Annotated in this window: 17 protein-coding genes; 12 read left to right on the top strand and 5 right to left on the bottom strand. The window is 43.4% G+C overall.

The genetic code is table 11. The annotated features are described in order from the left end of the window. Nucleotides 1-3: 3 nt before the first annotated feature. Nucleotides 4-1,272 (bottom strand): DNA cytosine methyltransferase, encoded by a 1,269-nt coding sequence (locus V7K62_RS11120; RefSeq protein WP_334863978.1) that lies wholly within the window; start codon nucleotides 1,270-1,272, stop codon nucleotides 4-6. 45 nt (nucleotides 1,273-1,317) lie between these two features. Continuing rightward, nucleotides 1,318-2,655 (bottom strand): RNA-guided endonuclease InsQ/TnpB family protein, encoded by a 1,338-nt coding sequence (locus V7K62_RS11115; protein ID WP_442937255.1) that lies wholly within the window; start codon nucleotides 2,653-2,655, stop codon nucleotides 1,318-1,320. 63 nt (nucleotides 2,656-2,718) lie between these two features. Between V7K62_RS11115 and tnpA the strand changes: the two genes are divergently transcribed. Next, nucleotides 2,719-3,126 (top strand): IS200/IS605 family transposase, encoded by a 408-nt coding sequence (tnpA, locus tag V7K62_RS11110; protein ID WP_334863977.1) that lies wholly within the window; start codon nucleotides 2,719-2,721, stop codon nucleotides 3,124-3,126. Between the two features lie 155 nt (nucleotides 3,127-3,281). Here the strand turns inward: tnpA and V7K62_RS11105 are convergent, their stop codons facing one another. Continuing rightward, nucleotides 3,282-4,511: a hypothetical protein gene (locus V7K62_RS11105; protein ID WP_334863976.1), complete on the bottom strand. Its 1,230-nt coding sequence runs from the start codon at nucleotides 4,509-4,511 to the stop codon at nucleotides 3,282-3,284. Nucleotides 4,512-4,573: 62 nt separating this feature from the next. After that, on the bottom strand, nucleotides 4,574-5,164 hold the full coding sequence (locus V7K62_RS11100) for a hypothetical protein (protein WP_334863975.1): 591 nt from the start codon (nucleotides 5,162-5,164) through the stop codon (nucleotides 4,574-4,576). Nucleotides 5,165-5,469: 305 nt separating this feature from the next. Between V7K62_RS11100 and V7K62_RS11095 the strand changes: the two genes are divergently transcribed. From V7K62_RS11095 to brxC, 7 genes are all read left to right on the top strand, one after another. Then, nucleotides 5,470-6,414 carry a hypothetical protein gene (locus V7K62_RS11095; RefSeq protein ID WP_334863974.1) on the top strand — a complete coding sequence of 315 codons (945 nt, stop codon included), beginning with the start codon at nucleotides 5,470-5,472 and terminating at the stop codon, nucleotides 6,412-6,414. Nucleotides 6,415-6,434: 20 nt separating this feature from the next. Next, nucleotides 6,435-7,229, top strand: coding sequence for a hypothetical protein (locus tag V7K62_RS11090; RefSeq protein ID WP_334863973.1), 795 nt, complete (start codon nucleotides 6,435-6,437; stop codon nucleotides 7,227-7,229). A 14-nt stretch (nucleotides 7,230-7,243) separates the two neighbouring features. Beyond that, on the top strand, nucleotides 7,244-8,095 hold the full coding sequence (locus V7K62_RS11085) for a hypothetical protein (RefSeq protein ID WP_334863972.1): 852 nt from the start codon (nucleotides 7,244-7,246) through the stop codon (nucleotides 8,093-8,095). 639 nt (nucleotides 8,096-8,734) lie between these two features. Beyond that, complete coding sequence (gene brxE / locus V7K62_RS11080) at nucleotides 8,735-9,316, top strand: BREX-6 system BrxE protein (protein ID WP_334863971.1); 582 nt, start codon at nucleotides 8,735-8,737, stop codon at nucleotides 9,314-9,316. A gap of 5 nt (nucleotides 9,317-9,321) precedes the next feature. After that, on the top strand, nucleotides 9,322-10,176 hold the full coding sequence (locus V7K62_RS11075) for a hypothetical protein (RefSeq protein ID WP_334863970.1): 855 nt from the start codon (nucleotides 9,322-9,324) through the stop codon (nucleotides 10,174-10,176). Continuing rightward, nucleotides 10,173-10,805, top strand: a complete 633-nt coding sequence (locus tag V7K62_RS11070) for a BREX protein BrxB domain-containing protein (RefSeq protein ID WP_334863969.1) — start codon at nucleotides 10,173-10,175, stop codon at nucleotides 10,803-10,805. The genes V7K62_RS11075 and V7K62_RS11070 overlap by 4 nt, the downstream gene beginning before the upstream one ends. A gap of 124 nt (nucleotides 10,806-10,929) precedes the next feature. After that, on the top strand, nucleotides 10,930-14,550 hold the full coding sequence (brxC, locus tag V7K62_RS11065; RefSeq protein ID WP_334863968.1) for a BREX system P-loop protein BrxC: 3,621 nt from the start codon (nucleotides 10,930-10,932) through the stop codon (nucleotides 14,548-14,550). A gap of 165 nt (nucleotides 14,551-14,715) precedes the next feature. Here the strand turns inward: brxC and V7K62_RS11060 are convergent, their stop codons facing one another. Continuing rightward, nucleotides 14,716-14,895 (bottom strand): hypothetical protein, encoded by a 180-nt coding sequence (locus tag V7K62_RS11060; protein WP_334863967.1) that lies wholly within the window; start codon nucleotides 14,893-14,895, stop codon nucleotides 14,716-14,718. 13 nt (nucleotides 14,896-14,908) lie between these two features. On the opposite strand from V7K62_RS11060, the gene pglX reads away from it, so the two are divergent. The 4 genes from pglX to brxD all read left to right on the top strand — a co-directional run bounded on the left by pglX (nucleotide 14,909) and on the right by brxD (nucleotide 23,640). After that, complete coding sequence (pglX, locus tag V7K62_RS11055; RefSeq protein ID WP_334863966.1) at nucleotides 14,909-18,880, top strand: BREX-6 system adenine-specific DNA-methyltransferase PglX; 3,972 nt, start codon at nucleotides 14,909-14,911, stop codon at nucleotides 18,878-18,880. Next, nucleotides 18,877-21,732 (top strand): BREX-6 system phosphatase PglZ, encoded by a 2,856-nt coding sequence (gene pglZ / locus V7K62_RS11050; protein WP_334863965.1) that lies wholly within the window; start codon nucleotides 18,877-18,879, stop codon nucleotides 21,730-21,732. Before pglX ends, pglZ begins: the two co-directional genes overlap by 4 nt. Nucleotides 21,733-21,839: 107 nt before the next feature. Then, complete coding sequence (locus V7K62_RS11045; protein WP_334863964.1) at nucleotides 21,840-22,199, top strand: four helix bundle protein; 360 nt, start codon at nucleotides 21,840-21,842, stop codon at nucleotides 22,197-22,199. Nucleotides 22,200-22,320: 121 nt separating this feature from the next. Next, nucleotides 22,321-23,640 carry a BREX system ATP-binding protein BrxD gene (brxD, locus tag V7K62_RS11040; protein ID WP_334863963.1) on the top strand — a complete coding sequence of 440 codons (1,320 nt, stop codon included), beginning with the start codon at nucleotides 22,321-22,323 and terminating at the stop codon, nucleotides 23,638-23,640. Nucleotide 23,641: the final 1 nt, after the last annotated feature.

Below are 23,641 nucleotides of genomic sequence, written 5' to 3'. Positions count from 1 at the left end.
TTATTATCCGCCAGACCTAAAGGCAAGTAACCAAATTTTGCTTTCTTCCAGACGTGGAGGGGGTCGCTCTTTGCTGATTTTGCTTAACCCGCTTAAAGACAACATTTCATTGACAAAAACGAATAGATTCTTAAAATTGCAAGAAATTGGTAAAAATAGGCAGTTTTGCCAATTTTGGCACTTAATTTGATAAGTGGTATTGCATTCTAGATGTTCCCTAACTTGCATTCCCACAGCGTATGCAAGCAATGGAGGCACCGAATTTCCGATTTCTTTTTGGGCGTGGAGTATTGCCTCGCTGAAATTAAACCAATCGGGGTAGCTGTGCAAGCGAGCAGCTTCTCTTACAGATATAACCCGTGGCTGTTCTGGATGAAGGGGACGTAATGCAGTGCGGTTGCCACTCCCCGCTCTTAACGTCACGCAGAATCCATCCCATTGCAGCTTCTTTGATTTGGATTTAGCTTCCCTTGCACCTGGGGGAGTGTTGATGAATTGCTGAATTACTTCTGGTGCGTGTGTTGTCGCTGCGAATCCCGTCCAAATGTTGGTTACTATACCAAGATTTGGGAATATTTTTTCAAGATACTTAGCATATTCTCCCTTCACCCAATCTAGATGCCATTCTTGAGTGTTTTGCTTGGGGAGTAGGGGGACTGGCAACAAGTCCGCGATCGCATCTCTAACTGTATGTTGAGGTTGATGCTCCGGCGGTATAATTTCTCCAAACTTAGATGCAACAAAAAACACCCTTTTTCTAGCTTGCGGAACCCCGTAATCTGAAGCGTTCAGGTTCCACTTTGAGAGAAAATAATGTTCTTCTAGCACTGCTTGGAGGTTCGCAGTAATGCAGCCAAACTTCTGATTTTCAATCCCCGGCACATTCTCCATGATTGCTGCAAGAGGATTGAGTTCCAACACCAGCCGAACAAACTCCCCTACCAATGAGTTTCTCTCATCTTCAACATTTTGCAGTCCGGCAACACTAAATCCTTGGCATGGTGGCCCACCAAAAACTGTATGAATTTCCCCGTCCCAATTTATGTACTTCGCCTGAATACAGGCGCGTATTTCTTCCCCTGTCACCTCCCGAATGTCTTTGCATAAGACTGTGGCGTGCGGGAAATTATGTTGATATGTTGCTAGGGCGATGGGATTATTATCAATGGCGATCGCTATTTCAAATCCTGCTGCTTTAAATCCCAAATCAAATCCACCCACCCCGGAGAATAGGCTAACAGCTATTTTTTTGTTTGCTGCTGTTGAGTTCATTGAGATTCTAATTAATGTTAATTAATGTTAACTTCTTGCACTTGGCTATGAACTACCCAGACCTACTACGCCCTCGGTCTGGGTTTCTGAAACCAGACCAGTAGATTTGGATTTTTGACGCTTCTTTGCCCCTAGTTGCCGCATACTTCCCGCTTTTTTACGGGTGTTTGCGGTAGAGCTTGGCGACTCAGCGTCTACGAAGCTAGTTCCTAACTCCGTCAGATTACCTTTTGCCCAATAAAGCATAACTTCGGCAGCAGCAATATCACGGTCTTGGGTATACCCACAAACAGTACAGTTATGCACTCTAATATCAAGAGTTTTCTTGTGCTGATGACCACATCTAGGGCAAGTTTGACTAGGCTTTACTTTCTTGGTTGGGACTTCCACAAACACACCACCAATTTGCTCTACTTTGTATTTGATGGTACTGCGTAACATTCCAAAACCAACGTCTAGTATTGATTTGTTCAAACCCGCTTTTTGTTTTTTGCGCTTACCTTTTTTAGCCTTACTGGTCATGTTCTTGACTTCTAGTTTTTCGGTGGCAACGAGGCTATTACTGCTGACTATTTCTGCTGTCACCTGATGAACCCAATTTTGGCGTTGGTTAGCAACTTTACGAGTTATTTTACTAACTTCAGCCTGGGCTTTCTTCCATCTTCTAGAAGCTTTTATTTTCTTTTTTCTATTTGGTGCTTGTTTTCGTCTTTTATTCTTAGATGCTTTTTTGATTAGCTGTTCAGCATTTCTCAAAAAATTTGGAGCTTCAATCTGTTGGTGATTCTCCCCATCAGTAATTGATAGTGCTGAATTACAACCTAAATCTATACCAATAGCACCAGTTGGTAAAATATTTGGTTTAAGAACCTGTTCTAAAACATCTACAGTAATAGATGCGTACCATTTATTTTTTCTAAAAACAATGGTGCAAGTGGTTGGAGTTCCCCAATATTTAGCCTTGCCTCTCATCTGAACCCGCCCAATTTTAGACAGATTCAAATACCCATTTTCACCGTCAGATTCTACAGAATAACCAGATTTTGCTGGATATGTCCAACCAGAGTAGTGACGTATTGACTTATATTTAGGGCGTTTACCTAAACCTTTGAACCAACGTTCAAAAGCGTAATCAACACGCTTCAACGTGGCTTGCAGAGCTTGAGAATTGATTTTTTTATACTCTGTCCAAACTTCCTTGAATGCAGGTAAACAGTTCTGTTGCTCAAAATAGCTAACAGAATGATTGAATTTTTGATATTGAGTAAATCGGTTATTTATAGCAGCATTGTACAAGTCTTTGTGGAGCTTTCGGTGATACCGCAAGGACTGCTCTATTTGCTTATTTGGGTATAACCTGAAAGTCATCCGTCTTGTAGCCACTGATTTATTTGCCTCCTTTTAGATTTATTATATGACATTAAAGTTGATATCTAGGCTTGTCAAGTGGTTAGTAGAAAAGCTTCTCATTCTGTTTTTTCTGTTCACCTACATTTTGTATTTGTAACCAAGTACAGACGCAAAACAATAACCACGCAAATATTGGAACGGCTGCAAGAAATATTTGCTAATTTCTGCATAAGAACCAAATGTAGACTAATTGAGTTTTCTGGTGAAATAGACCATGTTCATTTGCTAATTGATTTTCACCAAGATAATAACTTATCTGTTCTTGTAGGTAGTCTAAAATCAGAATCTAGCCGAATTATTCAGAAAGAATTTTCAGAGCATTTATCTACTTTTTATGGGAAAACTGTCTTTTGGTCTAGTTCATATTATGTTGCTTCTACTGGTGGCGCACCAATTGAAAAAATCAAGCAATACATACAAGCTCAAGAAGTACCAAACGAATAATTGGAAATTGCTCAAATCCTCTCTGTACTGTTTGAACTAAGTACCTTACGGGAAGCAAGCTACAAAAATGTTTGAGAAGTTTTCGTAATTTCCCGCTATTAATCCCTACCAAGATCCGCTGAAGGTAGAGACTTTCGCGTTACGTTAAACACATATCAATTAGAATCGGAGTTCTGCCTAACTTTCAAGTCTGCCAACCATCTGTCTAACCGACTATTACTAACTGTTTCTTCTATTAGTGGGTAATCTGTAGTGAAGACTTTATATACTCCTCCTGACTCCATCTCATAAAAATTGACAATCAACCCTTCACGCTTGGCATTACTAAGCTTTTTGATTGCCTCTGGAAGCATCTGCCATACAGATTTCCTTTCCGAATCCGAGAGGATCTTCCAAGCTTCTTCTTTAGCTTGTTGATATTGCCATAGCCCCCGGCGCACTGAGGAATAATCTGAAGCTTTCCGCAATATGTCTGCGAGGACTTCTGCATCATTTACTGGGACTTCATTTGTACCGAACATCCCAGCCAATGTACTTTCTACTGCCTGAATCTCATCTTCTTCAAAGTCAATGTTTGACTCTTCAGGTTCTTCCAGGTATTCTTCGCAGTCATATTCTTCTGTATCCCTTTGCCACAAGGTTTCAAGTTCTCGCTGCATTACCTCAAGGTTTGTTGGGTTGACGACACTTTCATCGTTGGCAGGAATCAATTCTTCTATGGTGTCAGTGAGTTGTTCACAAGGGATTAGTTCTTCAAAGGAGCCGATTTCATTCTTGGCTATCTCAGCTTGATGCTTTTCATATAAGTCAGCGATCGCCTTTCTGACAATTCGCTGTGGTGACAGTCCCAATTCCTCTATTAACTTCTCAGTAAACACCCCTGTTTGGTGGTCATCCTCCATAATTTTGCCGAAGGTGTAATATCTATTTCCATCTGGTGTTGCTCGCCAGTTGCCATCTTTTTTTTCTTGATTCATGGCTCTGAGAAATAATCTTCTTTTCTCAATCAGTTCTAACACTAATCCACAAGTCAATCCACCAATAGGAATATCTTTAAATTCATCAATTAGGATTTTGTAGTTATGGGAACATAACCGAAGTAATACCGATATTGGTAAAACCGCCAAGTGTTCTGGGCAACTGATAAATGCTTGAAAATTCTCGGCAATTCGGAGCGATCGCCTTTCCTCAGAACTGCCTTTGTCCCAGCCGTACTCTTCTAACAGTGCGCGATATTCTTTTTTGGTGTAAGTCTGCTTGTACTCGTAGAGTAGGAAAGCCGTATGGAGGTACTCTAGGGTACTTTGCTCTATGTGGGTGGTAGGATTGGAGTCTACCTGATGCTGCTCGATGTATGAATTATTTGCAAAAGTTGTTGTAGTCATGATATTGCATACGCGGTCTTAATCTCTAAGACCAAGTTTCCTAATTCGACTAGTTAAATAAGTCAGGCGGCTTTTTCCCAATTTTTTGATGACGATTTGGAGATAGCAGCCAAGGCATAGCCCAAGGTGTGCTTGTGAATTTTGGGCATTTTGTGAAACGACATATCTTGACCCCAATCTTGGACTGACTTGGTGCCAATATGTAATACTTGCGTGAGAGTTTTGACACAAGTTGCGCGAAAATTGGCGTGAGAGACAGTTTGTAATACTTGTTGTTCGCTTAACCCTTGGAGGAGTATTTTTTCGAGAAACGTTTGAGCATTTACTTCCGGTGCGTTGTATTCTCCTCTCAAGATGCTCTTTAGCTGTTTTGGCACGATTTCGGCGGCATGAATGTAAGCAAGTGAAACTTTGCAGTAGTTGGGCATCCCGTCAAAGTTGAGGTCGCTTCCCCACTTGCGAACTGTTGGTCTTTGTACACCTAAGACTGCACATAGTACAGTGATACATTTTTTGCGGTATTGTGAGTCCGTTTCTTCTTCCAGCAGTTCTCTGGGAGTGAGTTCAGCGATATCAAAACAGTGGCGTAGAAATTGCCTTGGTTCTAGTCCTTGTTTTGGTAGTACTTCTAGTATTTTGTAGTTCTTTTGCATCTTTATTAGCTCTTGGATGATTTTTACCGAGTTAGCTCGATTTATCTCAAGCCCTTCTTTTGTGCTTTTTAGGTAAAGTTTACCGATTTGCCGAGTTAGTGATGCATTAAATTAATATTATTTAACATTTAGTGATGCGCTAAATGACATTAGTGCATCACTAAAATTACAAGGTTTATTGATGGTGAAGTGTTTATTTGTTCTAGCGATATAGGTTTTGATATAAAACTTAAGGTTTGTAACTAAAACCCCTGTTGTTTCTATAAACTGAAGAGAAATCTCGATAAACCAAGTTCAAAAAACGTGTGTCAAATCAGCGCGAACGCTTTTCTGGAGGGGATACTGACCGAGTATCTTTTACCCTTGCGCCCGGTGTGCGGCAAAAGGTAGATGATTTACTGCCGATATTGGGTGGCACTTTGGCGAAAGCTTTAAGGCGTTTAGTTGATTTGGGTTTAGATTTAGTTGACCTAGCTCAAAAAAGTGGTAAGCCGGTTCCTCAACCGGGTAGTTTGGAGCAGATGTTTTCTGGTTATACCTCTTTGGGCATAGAACTGATATTTGCGTGCGAATCCTTGGGTTTATCAGTACCAGAAGTAGGCCAGGTAGGGGTTTGGTTTGTAGATAATCTCTCCCTTGGCTTGGGTGATATTGAGGGTATTAAGAAAGACAATGATTTTCAGGCATCACGTATATTTCGCTTAAGTCGAGAAATTCAAAAGTTTTTTCAGCAGCAGCTTAATGTCTTATCGGAAGACGAGTATGCTGCATTTCTGAAAAATTTGCATAGGGAAGCTGTTATTGGACAAGAGTTTGTAGCTGCTTGTCAGACGCTGGGTTGGCAACTGCCAGAGACAGGAAAGCTACAGGAGTGGTTGCAGGATTTGGTGGAGCGATCGCACAGCGTCTCCGCAGTAGAATCACAATTATCAAACGAGTTATTAGAAGAATGCGATCGACTGGGGATAGAGCCGCCAAAACCTGGTGAGGTTGTAGCGTGGCTACAAAATACCCGCCCTGCGGTGTTTGAGCAGTCAATGCACGAACATAGATTACCTTTTACGGATGATGGTTTGCCTTTAGGGGGGTCGCAACCTTTTTTGGAGCATTTACTTACACTAAATGCACCGCCAACTGAAGATGAGGAGTATGACATTGCTCATAGGTTTGGTGTAGACCCAGCCCATCTTAAGGATTTGATATCCCGCATGAGGTTTGACAAAAACGGAAAGACCAATAATTGTCATTAATAAGCTTGGGGCATAAATGCATGGATGCCATTGAAGATTCTTCTGCGTTATGGGCTTTACTATGCAAGCCTGGATGGGAAATTAAACCCAATCCAGTAAAGCATCTACTCAAAATTAAAGCTCCTGACTATCAGGAAGCATTAATGCTTTATACCAACTATCGAAAATTTCTCGCAATGTGGGCGGCATCCCTCAATTGTACCTGTGCTTTGATTGGAATTCAGGGAATGCGAGGGTCTGCATTCAAAATTCTTGCAGCAACGCCAGCATCGCAGCAGAAGTTATATGAAGACTTGATTTTTGCAAGCTTACGAAAGTCAGTTAGTTGTGACTGCGAAAGACTAGTTGATCGGGAATTTGAGAATGATATCAGCAAGTATTCAGGGTTTTACATTGCCGAAACTTGTTTGCACCCTGAGCTTAGACCAATTGTTGATGAAATATTCTCAAACCCAGACAAGAAACTTGCTTTAACGCGAATGTCTGACAATTTGCAATTGATCGTGTCCGCATCAGCAGCACGGGCAATGAGTTCTGACTCACAAGATGTTGTGCGTCGCCGAACGACTGATTTTTGGCACGCTAGAGACTACGAATGTTTTTTGCGAATGTTCAAGGAAGATGGGGGAACGGGGTTTGAAATTACTTACCAAGCAACAACCAATCTCCCAAAAATTAATCCTTTGGCACCGTGGGCGCGGTTTACTACAAGCTATCGGTTTTTTGAAATTGATGTTGGCGATCGCACAGAAGTGTACCGTTTGGGCGAAGGTAAAGATATCACCCTAATCAGTCGTCCCAAGGTTGTTTCATAATATAGCGAGGTTTTATGGCAGTAAGATTCCTAGAAAACAAGGGCAGTGGCAATATCTTAGAAATTAGTCGAGCTAGGCTTTTAGAACTTACCCCCAATGTTTATCCCCTCACCTGGGAAGCGATTTTTTCAGGTAATGGTGATAGTGCAGCTATCTTGGGTGCAGGTTTTGCCGAGCGTGAAGTTTTTTTTGGTTTTGAGGGAGTTGACTTAACGCGCTACCAACTTCCGACAATCGACTGTTACGACCTTGCTACTGAGCCGCCAGAAAAGTTTTTAGCTTTACGCAGCCAATACCCAAACCTACAGTTAAATTATTTTTGCGATCGCAATCTAGCAGAACTAGAACTGACAAAACTTTACACTCCAAATAGCCTGCGGCTAGTTTCGGTTCATGGAGTATTAGATTACTTACAACCAGATGCAGTTACAACAACATTACTCGATATTGTGAAAGTACAGCCAGAGACAATATCGATAAGGCTATTTTTAATGGGCAACCCGTGGTCGCAGAATTTTGCGAGTATAGAGCAACTGGCGATGGAATTAGATTCAATAGAAATTACTACAAGTGGCTTAGTTGAGCCAATTGATTTTGATATATTTTGTCGTACAGGTGTTGTGCAATTAAATATTTTAGACCAGGATAAAATTGAACATAATTTGTTACCAAGTTACGGTGCATCTCATGTCATGCCTGATAAACTAGTTGGTTATTTCAATACTCAAGGATATCAGCTTGCTGCAACTGATGTGTACTCACTTTCAAGTCAAGATTTACAAGGGTATGAATCGGGAAATCACAATAGTAATAAAGAGATATCTTTAGAAAATTCACATGGGATGTTGTTATTTTTTAAACGATAAAATACTCATTTGAATGGAGCTAATCAACGAATCTGCGTTAGCCAAGCTCCTCCCAAAGGGAGGTTCGCATAAATTCCCGCCTTACGATTCAGATTTTCAAATCAGCATTCCATCACCAGAAGCTATATCTTTTACATAGCAGAGGATTTAAATATATCTGCAAAATTTTTGTAAATAATTCTACTTGCAGTTAACAAAATTAGGACTTACGCACTGTACAAATTGTCCATAGCATGAGTTACGGTTTTTGGTCGTTTCAGGCGCTTCGCATAACCCCGATTTATTCCCATATTTGCGTAGGCGTAGCCCGTCGTAGACATCGCTGAGTGCTAAACACGGCTGAAATACCCAAATTGCGTGTAGTACTTATGTACGATGCGTAAGTCCTAAAAATAAGAATAATTCATATGGACTATCTTGCGTATTATTACGCAGGGCATTCGAGACGCTTCAAGTTAATGTGTATTGAATAATTTAGTGGATATTACTTATTAATAAATTGAAAGTTTTTAGATATTTAACACTATTTTGACTTTAATATCAAGACTCTCAACAAATAATGTTGTCAAACTCGGTGAAGAAGCTTATGTCTAAATAGTCTCAAGCAAAACAGTAAAAATTTAAACTTTTATAATTCTAATGCTAGCTAATAAAGTTACTAAAGATACACTGGACAATATTTTGGCACTTCAAATAATAGTCGCTTGGGCTGGAGAAGGAGTTTGTGACCCTAAGCGTCTCGACTGGTGGCGTACAGACTTAATTGATGAAAATGGTGGTGGTGACTTATTTGGGCGGCTCTTTCCCAAGACGCATCAGTGGGCATCCTTGCAAGCGGTACGACAGGCTGCAATCCAGCAAGATCGGCGTAAGCGTTTAGATATGGCGAAGCCTGATGCTGTAAGAACGCTGTTTTTTTGGGGATTTACCGTTGATGAACAGTTGACAGAACGACTAGCTTTCCACAAGCAGAGCGGGGTCAAACCGGTAGATGTTTTACCTTTATCTCTGGATATCTATCAGCCTTTTTCTGCGGCTGACTTCGAGGAAGCCATCAGTATTCCGCACCAAAAGGTGGATTTTAAAGTGGTTCCTAGTGGACGGGAAATTTTTGGTGAAATGCTCAAGGCATTAGACGAATGTGCTAAGAAGCTAGCGTTTGCACTTTTGCCAATTGTAGAGAGCTACCCCATGCCGTTTTACCGTTTGGAGGAGCGCTAAATTCGATGGCTACTAAAGTAATTCAGCGGCAACTCCTCCATCCAGTAGCAGCCCAATCTATGTTGTTTCATGGCAAAGAAGTCAGTCAATTCCATACCAGATTGCTACGTACATCTTTAGCGCTAGAAGAAAGCCGCGCCTACTGGGAACACTTCAGGATAGATATACCTAGAGAACAACGGGCAGTTGTTGCTTTTGAAGAACGTTGGTTTGGTAGTAAAAGCATGGCACGTGTTCGCAGCCTGCTATTAGAATTCAGCCATCGCTTTGAAGCCTATCCAATGTCCTTAGCAGTTCTTAAACATTGGCGACCTAACGATCCCACAACTCGCCAAAATATCTGCCACTGGCATATGCAATTGAGCGATCCCATCTACCGGAATTTTACTGGTGTTTTTTTAGAACAGCGCCGTCTACAACCTAATTCTGGCATTGATCGGGACATAGTGGCACGTTGGGTAACTCAGCAGCTAGAAAGTGAGTGGTCTGCTGCAACAACCTTTCGTATGGCGACTGGCTTGATAGCCGCCTCTGCTGCTGCGGGACTTTGCTCGGAAAATTCAGGGATGCGTAGCCTCAAATATCCCAAGGTGACTGATGAAGCTCTAGCCTACTGGTTGTATTTTTTACGTGATTTATACTTTGAAGGTTCGCTCCTTAGTAATCCTTATTTCAACTCTGTTGGCCTATTTGACAGCTTTTTAGAACAGAGGTTGAGCCGTCTACCAGGGTTATCATTTACCCGCATGGGTGATCTTTATGATTTTGGCTGGCATTATGTTGACCTGAAATCTTGGGCGATGCAAATCCTCTCTGCGAGAGACTACGCCAATGAAGCGAAGTGGGAGGAACAAGCATGATTGGATCTTTGCTTGACCTTCAAATGTCTGCGGTGCAGGCACTACGCAGCGACTTGCTCGATGAAGGTGGCCCCAAAATTAGCACAATGCGGAACTACCGATTTGCCATTCTACTTTACGATCCCCGTGAAGAATTTAAACTTCGCGCTCAAATTCGGGTACTAACAGATGACCTGAAGGGACAAGGTTGGAATGTTCTAGCAATCTCTCTTCAGTGCTTGTTTTTAGACAGACTCAAGCGAGAAGAACCAAGGGTTTTAGAAAGTATTATTCGCACAGAGCATCGTCTCTATGCCAAAGACCCAAACCGGGCGCTGAATCATTTAAAAGACAAAATTGCACTTTACATTGAAGGGGCTGAGGGGATTGCCAAAGATGTTATTGCCTTAATCGATGATTTTTCAGATAAACACCCAGGTGAAACCAACCGCACGTTGATTTTTTTGGGACGTGCTGGAGGGCTGTATCCATTTTTTCGCTCATCAGCACTTCTTAAGCATATCGATGGTAAGACAAGCAACTTGCCTGTTGTTCTCCTTTATCCAGGGGAGCGAAGGGATTTGAACGCTCTGTCTTTTATGGACGAACTGCCCTCTGACCGGGACTATCGACCTCGAATTTATTCATAGCCCTTTCGGGGTGGGAATGGGGAATGGGGAATGGGGAATGGGGAATGGGGAATTGGGAATGGGGAATTGGGAATTGAGAATTGGGAATGGGGAATATTACTGGAAGTATTAGAGAGGTGATGGGATGTTAATTAAGGAAATTTTTGCTGCTGATGTCACCCGTAATATTGCTCCAGTCATTTATTTTCATGAGCAAAAGCCTGCCAAGGTCTTAGAAGAAGTCTCTGAATACATCATTACAGGCGGTTATCCCGAAACTGACCCCCGCCACAAGCGTGTACAGTCGGGAATTCACGAGCAGTTTGTGAAGCTGCTCAATTCTATGGCAGAAGAATTACAAAAACCGGGTGGGGCTGAACTTCCAGCATCCTGGATATCAGGTTTTTATGGATCTGGGAAGTCGAGTTTTGCCAAGCTTTTAGGGCTGGCTCTCAATGATATGGTTTTACCCGATAATCGGACGGTGGCAAGTGCCTTGCTAGCGCGGGATGATTCTCCCAAAACCCAAGAGTTTCAAGATGCTTGGAATCGAGTTCGTAGTCAGATTGATCCCTTAGCCGTGGTCTTTGATATTGGTGCAGTAGCACGAGATGACGAGCATATCCATTCAGCAGTCAAGCGGGAAGTACAAGCACATTTGGGCTACTGCACTATTAGTAATTATGTTGCCGAGCTAGAACTGAAGCTAGAACTGGATGGGAAATGGCAAGAGTTTTTAATCTGTGTAGAGCAGACTTTGGGACAACCTTGGTCAAAAGCGAAGAGCGATCAGTTGGCTGAGGAAGCTTTCTCTGAAGTTATGCACGCTATGTATCCTAGCCGTTATACTGACCCAATGAGTTGGTTTGATAGTCGTGCTGGTGCCCAAACGGGAATGGGAACCTCGCCCTCGGAAACGACTAAAGCCATCATTAATATGCTCAATCACCGCGCCTCTGGTAAAACCTTGTTCGTTGTAGTAGATGAGGTAAGCCAGTATATACACCAGAATACGGAGCGGATGCTCAAGCTTCAGTCGTTTGTTTCTGATTTGGGGCAGAAACTCAAAGGACAAGTATGGTTATTGGCCACAGGGCAGCAAAAGCTGGAAGACAGTGAGGATGAAAGCAACATTGGTAAGCTCAAGGATCGTTTTCCACCCAAGCTGAGGGTTCACCTTGCACCTACCAACATTCGAGATGTTGTGCATAAGCGGCTTTTGAAAAAAGCTTCCTCGAAAGAAGCGCAGTTGCGATCGCTTTTTGCCCAGCACCGTAGCGACCTCAAACTCTACGGCTATAAGTGCGATTCCATCACTGAAGAGGATTTTATTGAAGTTTATCCTATGCTGCCCGGTTACGTAGATTTACTGATGCAAATCACATCAAATCTGCGTACCCGTTCCAGCCGCGCTAAGGGAGATGACCATGCCATTCGAGGGCTACTACAACTGTTGGGGGAATTGTTCCGTGAACAGAAACTAGGAGAACAGGAACTAGGCGCGTTAGTTACTATCGATAGCATTTATGAAGTGCAACAGTCGGCTTTAGACGCTGATGTGCAAACTACGCTAGCACGTTTGTTCAGCCATGAAGAAGTGATTAAAGACGAGATGGCGATAAAAGTTGCAAAAGCCGTGGCACTTTTGGAGTTGATTCAAGAACAAGAACCAACAACTGTTACTTTGGTTAGCCAATGTCTTTATTCTCAGTTGGGAATGGGCAACAATGAGCCATCAAGTACAGCAGCCTTAGAGAAGTTGCGGGGATTAGGGCTACTTTCTTATTCTGATAAACTTGGCTATAAAATTCAAAGTTCTGCTGGGCAAGAATGGCAGCGAGAGCGAGATAATCACAGCGTGATTACTGATGCTATTAGTTTGATTGTGTCAGACAAGTTGAAGTCATTGTTAGGCACTGTAGAACGCCCTCGCTACAAAAACAAGTCGTTTCCTTGGTTAGCTATTTATAGTGATGGTCGTCAACGACAGGATGAGCGTATTCAAGGTTCAAACGACCCAGCTGTGCTGACTATTGATTTTCGCTATCTCACTAATAAAGAAGAGCGAAACCCTACAACTTGGATACAAACTAGCGATCGCTCAAATTTCCGCGATCGCCTAATTTGGGTAGTAGGTACTTGCGATAATGTTGCAGCCCAAGTACGAGAACTTGCTAAATCCCAGCACATCATCAGTAAGTATGAAAGTCGCAAGCAATCTCTTACCAAAGATAAGAGAAACTTACTTGGAGAAGAAGAAAGTCGCCGTGACGTGTTAGAGAAAGAAGTGCAAAAAGCGATCGCTCAATCCTTTATGGATGGTGAAATCTTCTTCCGAGGGCGACAAATCGACAAGCAGCAACACGGTACAACTTTTACTACTGTGCTTGGACGCATAGGGGAAAACATTCTGCCGGAGCTTTACAGCCATTATGTAGATGTGGCAGTTACTCCACTTGAATTAGCGCAACTTTTAGAGCCGAACTTATCTGGCCCATCCCACAAGTTTATGAAAGATGGGCTGGGCATACTCGAACTAGATGCAGGTAAATATATGCCCACCTGTAGCGGTGAAGTTCCTTCCCGAATTGGTCAGTACATTCAAGACCAAAACGGAGTTTCTGGCAATGTGCTGCTAACTCACTTTGGTGGGCCGCCCTACGGCTATCCCGCAGATGTGGTTAAGGCTTGCTTGGTAGGTTTACTTCGGGCTACTAAGGTGCGGATTCGACCCGAAACTGGCCCAGAAATTACATCGGTGCGTGACCCTGGCGCTAAAGATATGTTCACTAAAGACCGGGACATCAAACGTGCCGATTTGCTACCTCCCAATGAAACCAGTATTACCCCGCGTGACAAAATTGCCATTTGTAAGTTCTTCAAAGACTCATTAGATGTTGAACTGGATCGGGAAAATGATGCGATCGCTGATGCAGTTTTCCAACAGTTCCCCGGTCAGGTCAAACGATTACAAGAATTAGAACGACGGTACAATCGACTACCAAACCGACCAAATTTACCCCCAGCTTTAGTCAAGTTACGCGAGTCCCTGGAAAAGTGTACCCGTTCTCGCCAAGTTGAAGACACTGTGATTGCAGTTAAGAAAAATCTCGATGCACTGCGAGATGGGATTCAAGAACTTGGTATTTCCTTGACAGATTTGACCGATAGTGCTGTGGATGCAGTAACTAAGGCAATTAATATTCGGGATAACCAAGTAGTTCAACTCAAGCAGATTGAGCGTTGGACAGAAATTACTGAAGCGATCGCAGCTTTAGAAGAACAGCTAAATAGCGATCGCTCTTGGCGGGATATTAGCAGCTTGGAACCTCACCTACAAGCAATTGAACAGCACTACAAAGCTGTGCGGTTGAACTTGATTGAGAGTCAAGAAAAGCAAGCCAAAGCAATTCAAGGACGACTCAAACAGCGCCAAAACTTTATCAAATTAAACGAAAAGCAAGGAGAATATGTGTTCCGTTCCGTTCAAGAAGCGACCTATGACACAACTCAGGATGCACTCTATCCCAGTTTGTTAGAACTCAAAGATTCAGCACTAATTAAGCTCCAGAAGGCTGAGACTACTGCTAATAACAGGCTTGATGATGTGTTGTCCGAAGTCACTGAAGATCAAGTGGTGCAGCTACCGCTAAATCTTAGTGGTCGTGAAGTCAGCACAGAAGCAGAAATTGATGCACTAGTTAACCAGTTAAAAGAGCGGCTATTAGCTCAACTCAAACCCAATACTCGCATTCGCTTATCTTAAATGGGGAATTGGGAATGGGGAATTGGGAATTGGGGAATGGGGAATGGGGAATTGGGAATAAGAAGCATAAATACTCAACCCCTAACTCCTAACTCCCAATCCCTAACTCCCAATCCCTAACTCCCAACCCCTAACTCCCAACCTTTAACCCCCAACTCCCAACCCCTAACCCCTAACCCCTAACTCCCAATCTCTAACCCCCAACTCCCAATCCCTAACTTCCAACTCCCAACTGCCAACCTCTAACCCCCAACTCCCAATTCCCAATTCCCAATTCCCAATTCCCAATTCCCAATTCCCAATTCCCAATTCCCAATTCCCAATTCCCAATTCCCAATTCCCCATTCCCTATTCCCCAATGTCCTATCTCACCCCTGAAGCTAAATCCAAATTATCAAATACAATTCGTGCTTTAAGAGAACGTTTGCTCACTGATTTGCAAAACGCCATAGAAAGCACCTATCGATTATCAATTAAAACCTTAAATAAGGCGGGATTAGCAGAAGAGCAACAGGTGAAACGACAGCGCTTAGAACAATGGCTAGATGAGCAATCCCGTAGTCAGGGTAAAAGTAAGAAACAAGAGTCGGAGATACGCGATCGCTATTTGAAAACGGCTGTCAAACTCGCAGCTGCAACCTTGCTCAATCGGCTGATAGTAATTAAGCAGATGGAAGCACACGGATTAATTAAACCTGCTGTATTAACCGGAGGTTGGCAGAGTCGGGGTTATCGGGAGTTTCGAGATTTTGCACCGGATTTGTGCAAGGATGAAACCGAGGGATACGGAACACTACTGCAATTACTCTACGATGAACTGGCTCAGGAATTGCCAGGTTTGTTTGGTAATGTCGGAGTTACAGCATTATTCCCAATTCCAGCCAGTACCTTGAGAGCAGCAATTGAGGCTTTGGATACTGCTGAATTAAAGGATGTTTGGCTGGACGATACAACTTTGGGGTGGGTTTATCAATACTGGAACGATCCAGAACGAGAAGCCCTAGATGCCAAATTAAATGGGGGCGGGAAGGTAGAGCCCCATGAAATTGCTAGCAAAACCCAAATGTTTACAGAGCGTTACATGGTGGAGTGGTTACTCCATAACAGTTTGGGGCAGATGTGGCTGGCGATGTGCAAAAAGCACGGTTGGACGGCTGAGGTTGAGGCAGATGGAACTTTAGCTCGTTTGGAAGCAAGGCGTAAAGAGTGGCGAGAAAAGCGCGAACGAACAGAGGTGACTTTAGACGCATTAATGCCAATTGAACCGGGAATTGAAGAAAATTGGAAATATTGGGTTCCCCAACCATTAACCGCAGATGCAGTCACTCATGCACCAGAGAGTGTGCGATCGCTAAAAATTTTAGATCCTGCCACTGGCTCGGCTCATTTCCTGGTAATTGCCTTTGGATTGTTATTTACACTTTATCAGGAAGAGGCAAGGCATCGGGGAGAAAATTGGAGCGATCGCCAAATTGTTGAGTCGATTTTAGAGAACAATTTATATGGTGTTGATATTGACCCCAGAGCAATACAAATTGCGGCGGCGGCGTTGATACTGAAGGCGCGGCTGCTTTCTCGTGAAGCAAGTCCTAAACATCTGAATTTAGTTGCATCTAATCTCCAGTTGGCTTCCTTACCAGCAGATGATCCGGCGTTGGTGGAGTTGCGGCGAGAGGTGACAGATGCGACGGGGATTCCTGAAAAGTTGACAAATCAGATTGTATATGCTTTACAGGGAGCAGATTATTTAGGAACCCTGTTGAAGGTAGATACGGCAGTGGATGCAGCAATTAGTGAGTATGAAAGTCAGTTTCAGCAGGTGATTCAAGGGGATATTTTTGCAGGCTTTGGTGAGCAAAAACCAGATTTCAACTTTCAGGAGACGAAAGCTTCTTTACTTGATAAGCTTGAGCAATTTCTTTCTCGGTGTACCAGTGGCGATGATTTGGGCTTGCGGTTGCGGGGTGAGCAGTTGGCAGCAGGTATCAGATTTATCCGCATTGTGCGTGAAAATAGTTATGATTTGGTGATTGGTAATCCGCCGTATCAGGGGACGAGTAAGATGGCGGATGCTGGGTATATTACGAAGAATTACCCAAAAGGAAAGGCGGATTTGTATGCAGCGTTTTTGGAACGGGGTTTGCAATTAGCAAAAGTTGGGGGTGTGTCTGCGTTGTTGACAATGCGGAATTGGATGTTTATTCAGCAATTTACACAGATTCGTGAATATTTAATCAGCAATTTTGATTTGAGATTATTAGGAGATGTAGATCGGGGTGCATTTGAGGAAGTAGTTGATGAAGTAGTTGCAACAGTTATGAGTCTGTTTCAAAAAGCAACACCAAACAAAGGATTTAGTATAGCAATCCAGCCAACTCCATTAGATGATAATTCACGAGATAGCGGACGAACAAAGCGAAAGCGTGCAGCAGTTTTGGCGCAAGTGGGGCGATTTGAATTTTGGAGCGATCGCTTTGAGGTTATCAAAGAAAAACCTCTCGTTTATTGGTGGGATAAAGATTTTCTCAAAATATATGCTGAAACACCAAAAGTGAGAGATAAAACTGATGTTCGGCAAGGAATGGTTACAGCAAATAATACTCGTTTCCTGCGGCAATTTTGGGAAATACAGCTTTATCATCTATTTATATGTTCAATCAATCAGCCTCTTATTAATTTACCAAATAACAAGTGGGTTCCATATATTAAGGGTGCTGCTGGAAAAGTTTGGTTTGAACCTCTTACAGATGTTTTATGTTGGGAGCCAAATGGATTAGCTGTTAAGTTAATGGAGCGTGACGGTAAACAAACTTCACGACCTCAAAATGAGCGATATTATTTTCAACTAGGTGTTGCTTTTTCAATGATAGGAGCAGCCTTCACAGCACGGGTACATAGATTCAGAAGTGTTATAGGGGATAAAGGCTCATCACTTTTTCCAGAGAATTTAGCTGACATTACTTGCCTATTGAACAGTCACGTAAGCCGCCTTGTTATGGCTTCTCTCAATCCCTCAGTTAGCTTTCAAGTTGGTGATGTTAACCGTCTTCCCCTATTCCCTATAGAATCATCTGAAGAAATCTTCACACAACTAGATGCAGCCTTCACCGAACATGAAGCCGCCCGTGAAACATCTGTAGAATTCAAAAAACCAGTTGCATCTGTTTGGAACTATGCCCAAGAATGGGCACAAACAGCAGTAGACCGTAAACCCGGCACACCACTACCAAAGTACGAACCCGTCTACGAAAATCCACCCCCAACCAATTTTGTATCCTATGCCATCGGCGTAGCATTAGGACGATTTAGTGCAAATGGCGAAGGTATCCTCAATCAAGCTCCCGCTACTGCACTCCCCCACGGTATTCTTTATCTCTCCGCCTACTCTGAAAAAGACAGCTTAGAACACCCAAACTGTAAACTCATTCAAGAAACTTGGCACGAATACGGCTCAATTATTGCCAAAGGAACCCAACTTCGCAAATGGTTGCGATTATCCTTCTTTAAAGAAGTTCACTTGGGGATGTACGAAAGCCGTCCAATTTACTTTCCCCTTTCATCCCCGCGTAAAAACTTCGTTGCCTTTGTCAGCATTCATCGTTGGGCTGACAACACATTGCAAACTTTATTAGCAGACTACCTCATCCCCGAACTCAGTCAACTAGAAGGCGAACTCAACGACCTGACCACAGCAAGACATCAAAGCGATAAAAAAACTCAAGCAAAAGCCGAAGAACGTTACAGCGAAGTACAAAAACTCCACGAAGAACTTAAAGCATTTATAGACCTAGTGAGACAGTGCGCTGAACAAGGGCCACCCCCAGCCAATACCAGAGATATTTCCCGCGAAGTTGATGCCCGTTTCAAAATGGATTTGGACGACGGTGTGATGGTCAATAGTGCAGCCCTCTGGCCCTTACTCGAACCCCAGTGGAACCAACCCAAAAAATGGTGGTCAGAACTCTGCAACGCCGAAGGTAAAAAAGATTATGACTGGTCACATTTAGCCGCCCGTTATTTTCCCAAACGAGTTGATGGTAAATGCAAACAAGATCCTTCCCTCGCCGTAGCCCACGGCTGCTTTTGGAAATATCACCCAGCTAAAGCTTACGAATGGGAACTGCGCTTGCAAGATGAAATTTCCGAAGATTTTACTATTGAGGAAACAAATTCTGATACTTTGCGCCTAGCCTTTGCTAGAGAAAATCCCCACCTAGTGCAGGAAATTATAGAGAAAGAAGAGAAGCGACGGGAACGCAAACGCAAAAAAGAAGAAACCCAAGAGGAAGATTACGGCCCTCTGTTTGAGCAAGAAGAGGAGGCTGCATGAGTCAATTAAGTCCAATTACCGCAGTTTTGGAAGCAGAACTGAAGCGAGAACTGCGTCAACGCGGTATCGTTATTTGGCTAGATAAAGACGGGTACTACAACAGTTATGTTGATGAGTTAATCGCCCGCTATAACCGTGGTGACTTTTTTGCCCCAGTCGTTGGCTTTCGCGGCAGTTACTTAGAGATGGTACTTGCCCTGGAAACTTATGGCAATGGACTTGACCCGGAACCGTTGTTAATTCACATGCCCGGTCATACGGAAGAAACCATCCGCAAAACTCCTATTCTGGAACTTTACCGCGCCGGCTACCGTTTCCGCAAAGCCTTTGACACATTAATTCGGGAAGCAGTCACAGGGCGCATTAACCCTGCTAGTATCGAAAACTACCTTAACAATGGCATCACTGACTTACCATCTGCCGAGGTGTGGCTGCAAAATAACCTTTCCCAACCCCAGGACGGACTAGGGGCTTATTTAACAAGTCTCAGTTTGGAGTGGATTGTAGACGGTATCCTGGGCGAAGACAAAGTACTACAATCGAGAATCAGCGACCAAACAGCCCTCAACACCTTAACAGAACATCTCTACCGTCACACAGGGATGAACACAGCCTTTGTGTGCTTCTTTCACGGCGACACACCCCTATCTTTCCTCGACCTGGGCGAAACATTTGCCGCTTGGCTGATGTGCGTTGAATATGTCCATGACCTCACTCGCCCTCCTCATCTTGAAGCACTGCAACCCCTGACCCAACTTTCTCTACCCTTGCGAAAGACCTGCAAGCAACTCGTCGAATATCTGCGAAAACGCCATCCAGATATTTATGCAGCCAAAGCAGCAATTGTAGAATCCCATCTAGAACAAGAACTTAATCAAATTAGCCCCGAAGACTTGGGACAATTTGAAACCTTCCAGTGGGAAGAAACCGCCATTTTACAGGGTGCTGTACAAGCGCTGCTGACTGGGGAATTTCAGAAAGCCTTACAATGGTCACAATCTCACACCGAGTCTGCTTCATTTTGGCTAGAACGCGATCGCACTCGTAGATTAGAATGGTCATTAATCAAAGATGCAGCCACTTTGGGTTACATTATTCAAGGTTCAGGGCAGCTTAAGGGCAAACAAACCCTCAGAGAAGCTTTAGAATACTATACACAAACTGGCTCTGAAGTAGACAAAGCACATCGTCGCTTTGAGCAGCAGAGGTTAAAACTCCTAGAACCCACCTTACCCCACTTCGCCCAACTCCTAGAAGCTGCCGATAAACTTCGTTTTCAGTACCGCAATTGGGCTGATACGCTGGCACAAGATTTTGCTGGTATCTGCACCACAGAAAGCTTTTTACCCGATGATGGCCTCCAGCAACGCACTCTCTACGAGCAAGTAGTACATCCCCTCACTCAAGGTAATAAAAAAGTTGCTTACTTTCTGATTGATGCCTTCCGCTACGAAATGGCAACAGAACTTATCCAAGAATTTGAAGGGGCTGGTACTACCGTAACGTTGAAAGGGAGATATGCCGAATTACCCAGCATCACTGCTGTCGGGATGAACATCCTTGCCCCCGTTAACCAAAATGGTCGGGTAGTATTAGCGGGTAGTGATGGTTTCAAAGGTTTTAAAACAGGTGAGTATACTGTGCGAAAGCCTGATGAGCGAATCCGGGCAATGAGTGAGAAAAGTGTTGATAATATCAGTGCAGGTCGTAGACGAGTTCGGGGTCTGACTCTGGCAGAGGTCTGCAATTGGTCAACCACCAGCCTCAAACAAAGCTGTGCTAATACCAATCTTGTTGTTGTTCACAGTAGGGAAATTGACGATGCAGGCGAAGCTAATGTGGGTTTAGCAACCTTTGAAACCTGGCTTCAACAAATCAAGTCAGCCTGGAACCACCTCAAAAGTATTGGTATAAATGAGTTTGTATTCACTGCTGACCACGGATTTCTCCTCCAAGACCAAACCACCCAAGAAAAACCTTATCGTGACTCCAATCGCCGTTATATTCTTGCCAAAGAACCTCGCTCCGAAGAAGAAATGGTAACAGTTTCTTTAAATGCTCTCAAATATGAAGGACAAGAAGGTTACTTACTATTCCGTAAAGATACTGCTGTTTTTGCTACTGGCAATCCTGGTGCTACCTTTGTACATGGTGGGAATAGTCTTCAAGAGCGAGTTATTCCTGTACTAACAGTATCCCATCGTCATCAGTCTCATTTGGCAATGGTGAAATATCTCATCGAAGCCAAACCAGAGCCAAGTATTCTAGACTGTAGCCGGATTCGGGTTAGGGTTAAGCCCGCACCTGTTGCCCAAGGCGTTCTCAGTTTTGTAGGAGCCAGGGAAATTAATGTCGCTTTGCGCGTGCCAGAGCGACCTGATATCCAAGTTACGATTAAGGATGCTCCTGGCGCAGAAGTAAAAAATCAGCAACTCCAAATTGCCGTCGAAGGAGACTGGATTGAGGTGCTTTTTGACCTCAAGGGACAGCGAGATGAACGTGTCCGTCTGGAAATTTATCACCCAGATAATGTTGAAGATGTAGAGCCAATAGTTCCTCAAACTTATTTCAATGTCTCTGGATCATTGATCCAGGGTGAGGTTTCTGCGGCTACCGAATTACCCAAAAATACTGACTGGCAAGATAGTTTCGAGGATGAAACCGTTCGGCGTGTGTTCTTCCACCTCCAGCAACACGGTTCAATCACAGAACCGGAACTAAACCAAATCCTTGGTTCAGCTAGACTGGTGCGGCGTTTCTCCTTAGATTTTGAGGAACATCTGAAGAAGGTTCCTTTCTCAGTCAGGATTGAAACAACCAGCAACGGGAAACGCTATGTCAAGCAAAATTAGGGTGGGGAATTGGGAATGGGGAATGGGGAATGGGGAATGGGGAATGGGGAGTTGGGAGTTGGGAGTTAGGGATTGGGAGTTAGGGATTGGGAATTGGGGTGGTGAGGATGGGGCGACCAGATTTTGAAGAGTTGGAGGTTTACAAGTTATCAGAGAAACTAGCAAATGAAATTTGGCATATTGTCAAACAATGGGATAAATTTGCTCAAGACACTATTGGTAAACAAATTGTACGTTCAGCAGATAGTATTTGTGCGAATATTGCCGAAGGCAGAGGACGTTATAACTATCAAGATAATAAACGGTTTATCAAAATAGCCAGAGGTTCATTATATGAAACAATTAGTTGGCTGAGATTAGCTTATACCCGTCAACTTTTAAGTAAAGAACAAGTAGAAAAACTCAAACCAATAATCAATGAATTACCACCAAAACTTAACGCCTATTTAAAATCACGCCACAATTAATAAATCTTACCCCCCATTCCCCATTCCCAATTCCCAATTCCCAATTCCCAATTCCCCATTCCCAATTCCCAATTCCCCATTCCCAATTCCCCATTCCCAATTCCCAATTCCCAATTCCCCTATGGCAATCAGTGAACGAGATATTGAGCATATTTTTGAACGTCTTCGCTCCGGCGTTGTTCCAGAACGAGGGTTAGAAGCCTTTGCTGTCGGTATTGACAAACAGCGAACAGAAATTCATCGTCAATTTCAACTAGCAGCTAATAGCGAAGGTGTCTTCAAGTTCTTACGCGGTGGTTACGGCTGTGGTAAAACTTTTATGTCCCGTCTAGCCATCCTTGATGCCCAAGCTCAAGGCTTTGCTACCAGCTTTGTTGTCGTTTCTGATAACGATTTGCACTTTTACAAATTCGATGATGTTTATCGCAAAGTCGTTCAGGAATTGGGAACTAGTTCTTGTCCTAGAGGTGCTTTAAGCGATATTATCGATCGCTGGATTGCGCGTGTAGAAGATGCACTGATTGCTGGTGGGGCAGATGAAAACAGCAACGAGTTCGATACTTTAGTACAGCAACGCATAGAAGAAGAACTTGCTTCTCTTACAGGCGGTAAAGCTCCAGAAGATATGGCACGAGTTCTCCGTGCTATTTTTACTTTTAAGCAGAAAGGTGAAATTGCTGAAGCCAGCGCCTTGCTTTCTTGGCTTTCTGGTAGTGAAAATGTAGCTGCTACCGCTAAAAAAGCCGCAGGCATTAAGGGAGATATTGCTAGCCGAGATGCCCTAGACTACCTGCACGGTATTCTCGAAATTGTCAAAGCCGCAGGCTACAAGGGACTGGTTATTGTCATTGATGAAGTAGAAACAGTACTGCGAATGCGGCATGATAGCCGAGGTAAATCTTTAAATGGAATTCGCCAAATCTGTGATGCCGCCGACCGTTACAGAGGATTATTATGGATTTATACGGGTACGCCTGAATTTTTTGATACCAAGCGTGGTGTAGCTGGACTAGAACCTCTGCATGACCGTATCCAATTTCTGACTCTTGCTGGCTTTGCTAACCCCCGCCAACCCCAGTTAGAACTCAAACCCTTTGATGCACGCCGTCTAAAAGAGGTGGCACTCAAATTGCGAGAAATTTACCCCACAGCCAATCGGACTGGAATTGTCAATAAAGTCACTTCAGAATTTATTGAACGGCTAGTTACCAAAGTTACTGCTGGCTTTAAGGGAGACGTGGGAGTGGTTCCTCGACAATTTCTGCGCCAGTTTGTCAACATCCTTGATTTAGCAGCAGAAAACGATGAATTTGACCCGATGAGCGCAGAAGGTTTTGAACCCACAGATTTAAATGAAGTAGAATTGCTCATCCGTGAAGGTCGTACTTATTTTGACGAAGAACCTGCGGATATTCAAGGTTACGCAGCCGTGGAGTTCTAGC

Source organism: Nostoc sp. (genome assembly GCF_036917935.1).
In the GTDB taxonomy this organism is placed as follows: domain Bacteria; phylum Cyanobacteriota; class Cyanobacteriia; order Cyanobacteriales; family Nostocaceae; genus Nostoc.
This window is presented reverse-complemented; position numbering and strand designations above follow the sequence as displayed.

What these genes read in the sequence shown, in the direction of transcription:
- V7K62_RS11120 (WP_334863978.1), bottom strand. Translation starts at nt 1,272, where the DNA reads ATGAACTCAACAGCAGCAAACAAAAAAATAGCTGTTAGCCTATTCTCC.
- V7K62_RS11105 (WP_334863976.1), bottom strand. Translation starts at nt 4,511, where the DNA reads ATGACTACAACAACTTTTGCAAATAATTCATACATCGAGCAGCATCAG.
- V7K62_RS11100 (WP_334863975.1), bottom strand. Translation starts at nt 5,164, where the DNA reads ATGCAAAAGAACTACAAAATACTAGAAGTACTACCAAAACAAGGACTA.
- V7K62_RS11090 (WP_334863973.1), top strand. Translation starts at nt 6,435, where the DNA reads ATGGATGCCATTGAAGATTCTTCTGCGTTATGGGCTTTACTATGCAAG.
- V7K62_RS11085 (WP_334863972.1), top strand. Translation starts at nt 7,244, where the DNA reads ATGGCAGTAAGATTCCTAGAAAACAAGGGCAGTGGCAATATCTTAGAA.
- brxE (WP_334863971.1), top strand. Translation starts at nt 8,735, where the DNA reads ATGCTAGCTAATAAAGTTACTAAAGATACACTGGACAATATTTTGGCA.
- V7K62_RS11075 (WP_334863970.1), top strand. Translation starts at nt 9,322, where the DNA reads ATGGCTACTAAAGTAATTCAGCGGCAACTCCTCCATCCAGTAGCAGCC.
- V7K62_RS11070 (WP_334863969.1), top strand. Translation starts at nt 10,173, where the DNA reads ATGATTGGATCTTTGCTTGACCTTCAAATGTCTGCGGTGCAGGCACTA.
- brxC (WP_334863968.1), top strand. Translation starts at nt 10,930, where the DNA reads ATGTTAATTAAGGAAATTTTTGCTGCTGATGTCACCCGTAATATTGCT.
- V7K62_RS11060 (WP_334863967.1), bottom strand. Translation starts at nt 14,895, where the DNA reads ATGGGGAATTGGGAATTGGGAATTGGGAATTGGGAATTGGGAATTGGG.
- pglX (WP_334863966.1), top strand. Translation starts at nt 14,909, where the DNA reads ATGTCCTATCTCACCCCTGAAGCTAAATCCAAATTATCAAATACAATT.
- pglZ (WP_334863965.1), top strand. Translation starts at nt 18,877, where the DNA reads ATGAGTCAATTAAGTCCAATTACCGCAGTTTTGGAAGCAGAACTGAAG.
- V7K62_RS11045 (WP_334863964.1), top strand. Translation starts at nt 21,840, where the DNA reads ATGGGGCGACCAGATTTTGAAGAGTTGGAGGTTTACAAGTTATCAGAG.
- brxD (WP_334863963.1), top strand. Translation starts at nt 22,321, where the DNA reads ATGGCAATCAGTGAACGAGATATTGAGCATATTTTTGAACGTCTTCGC.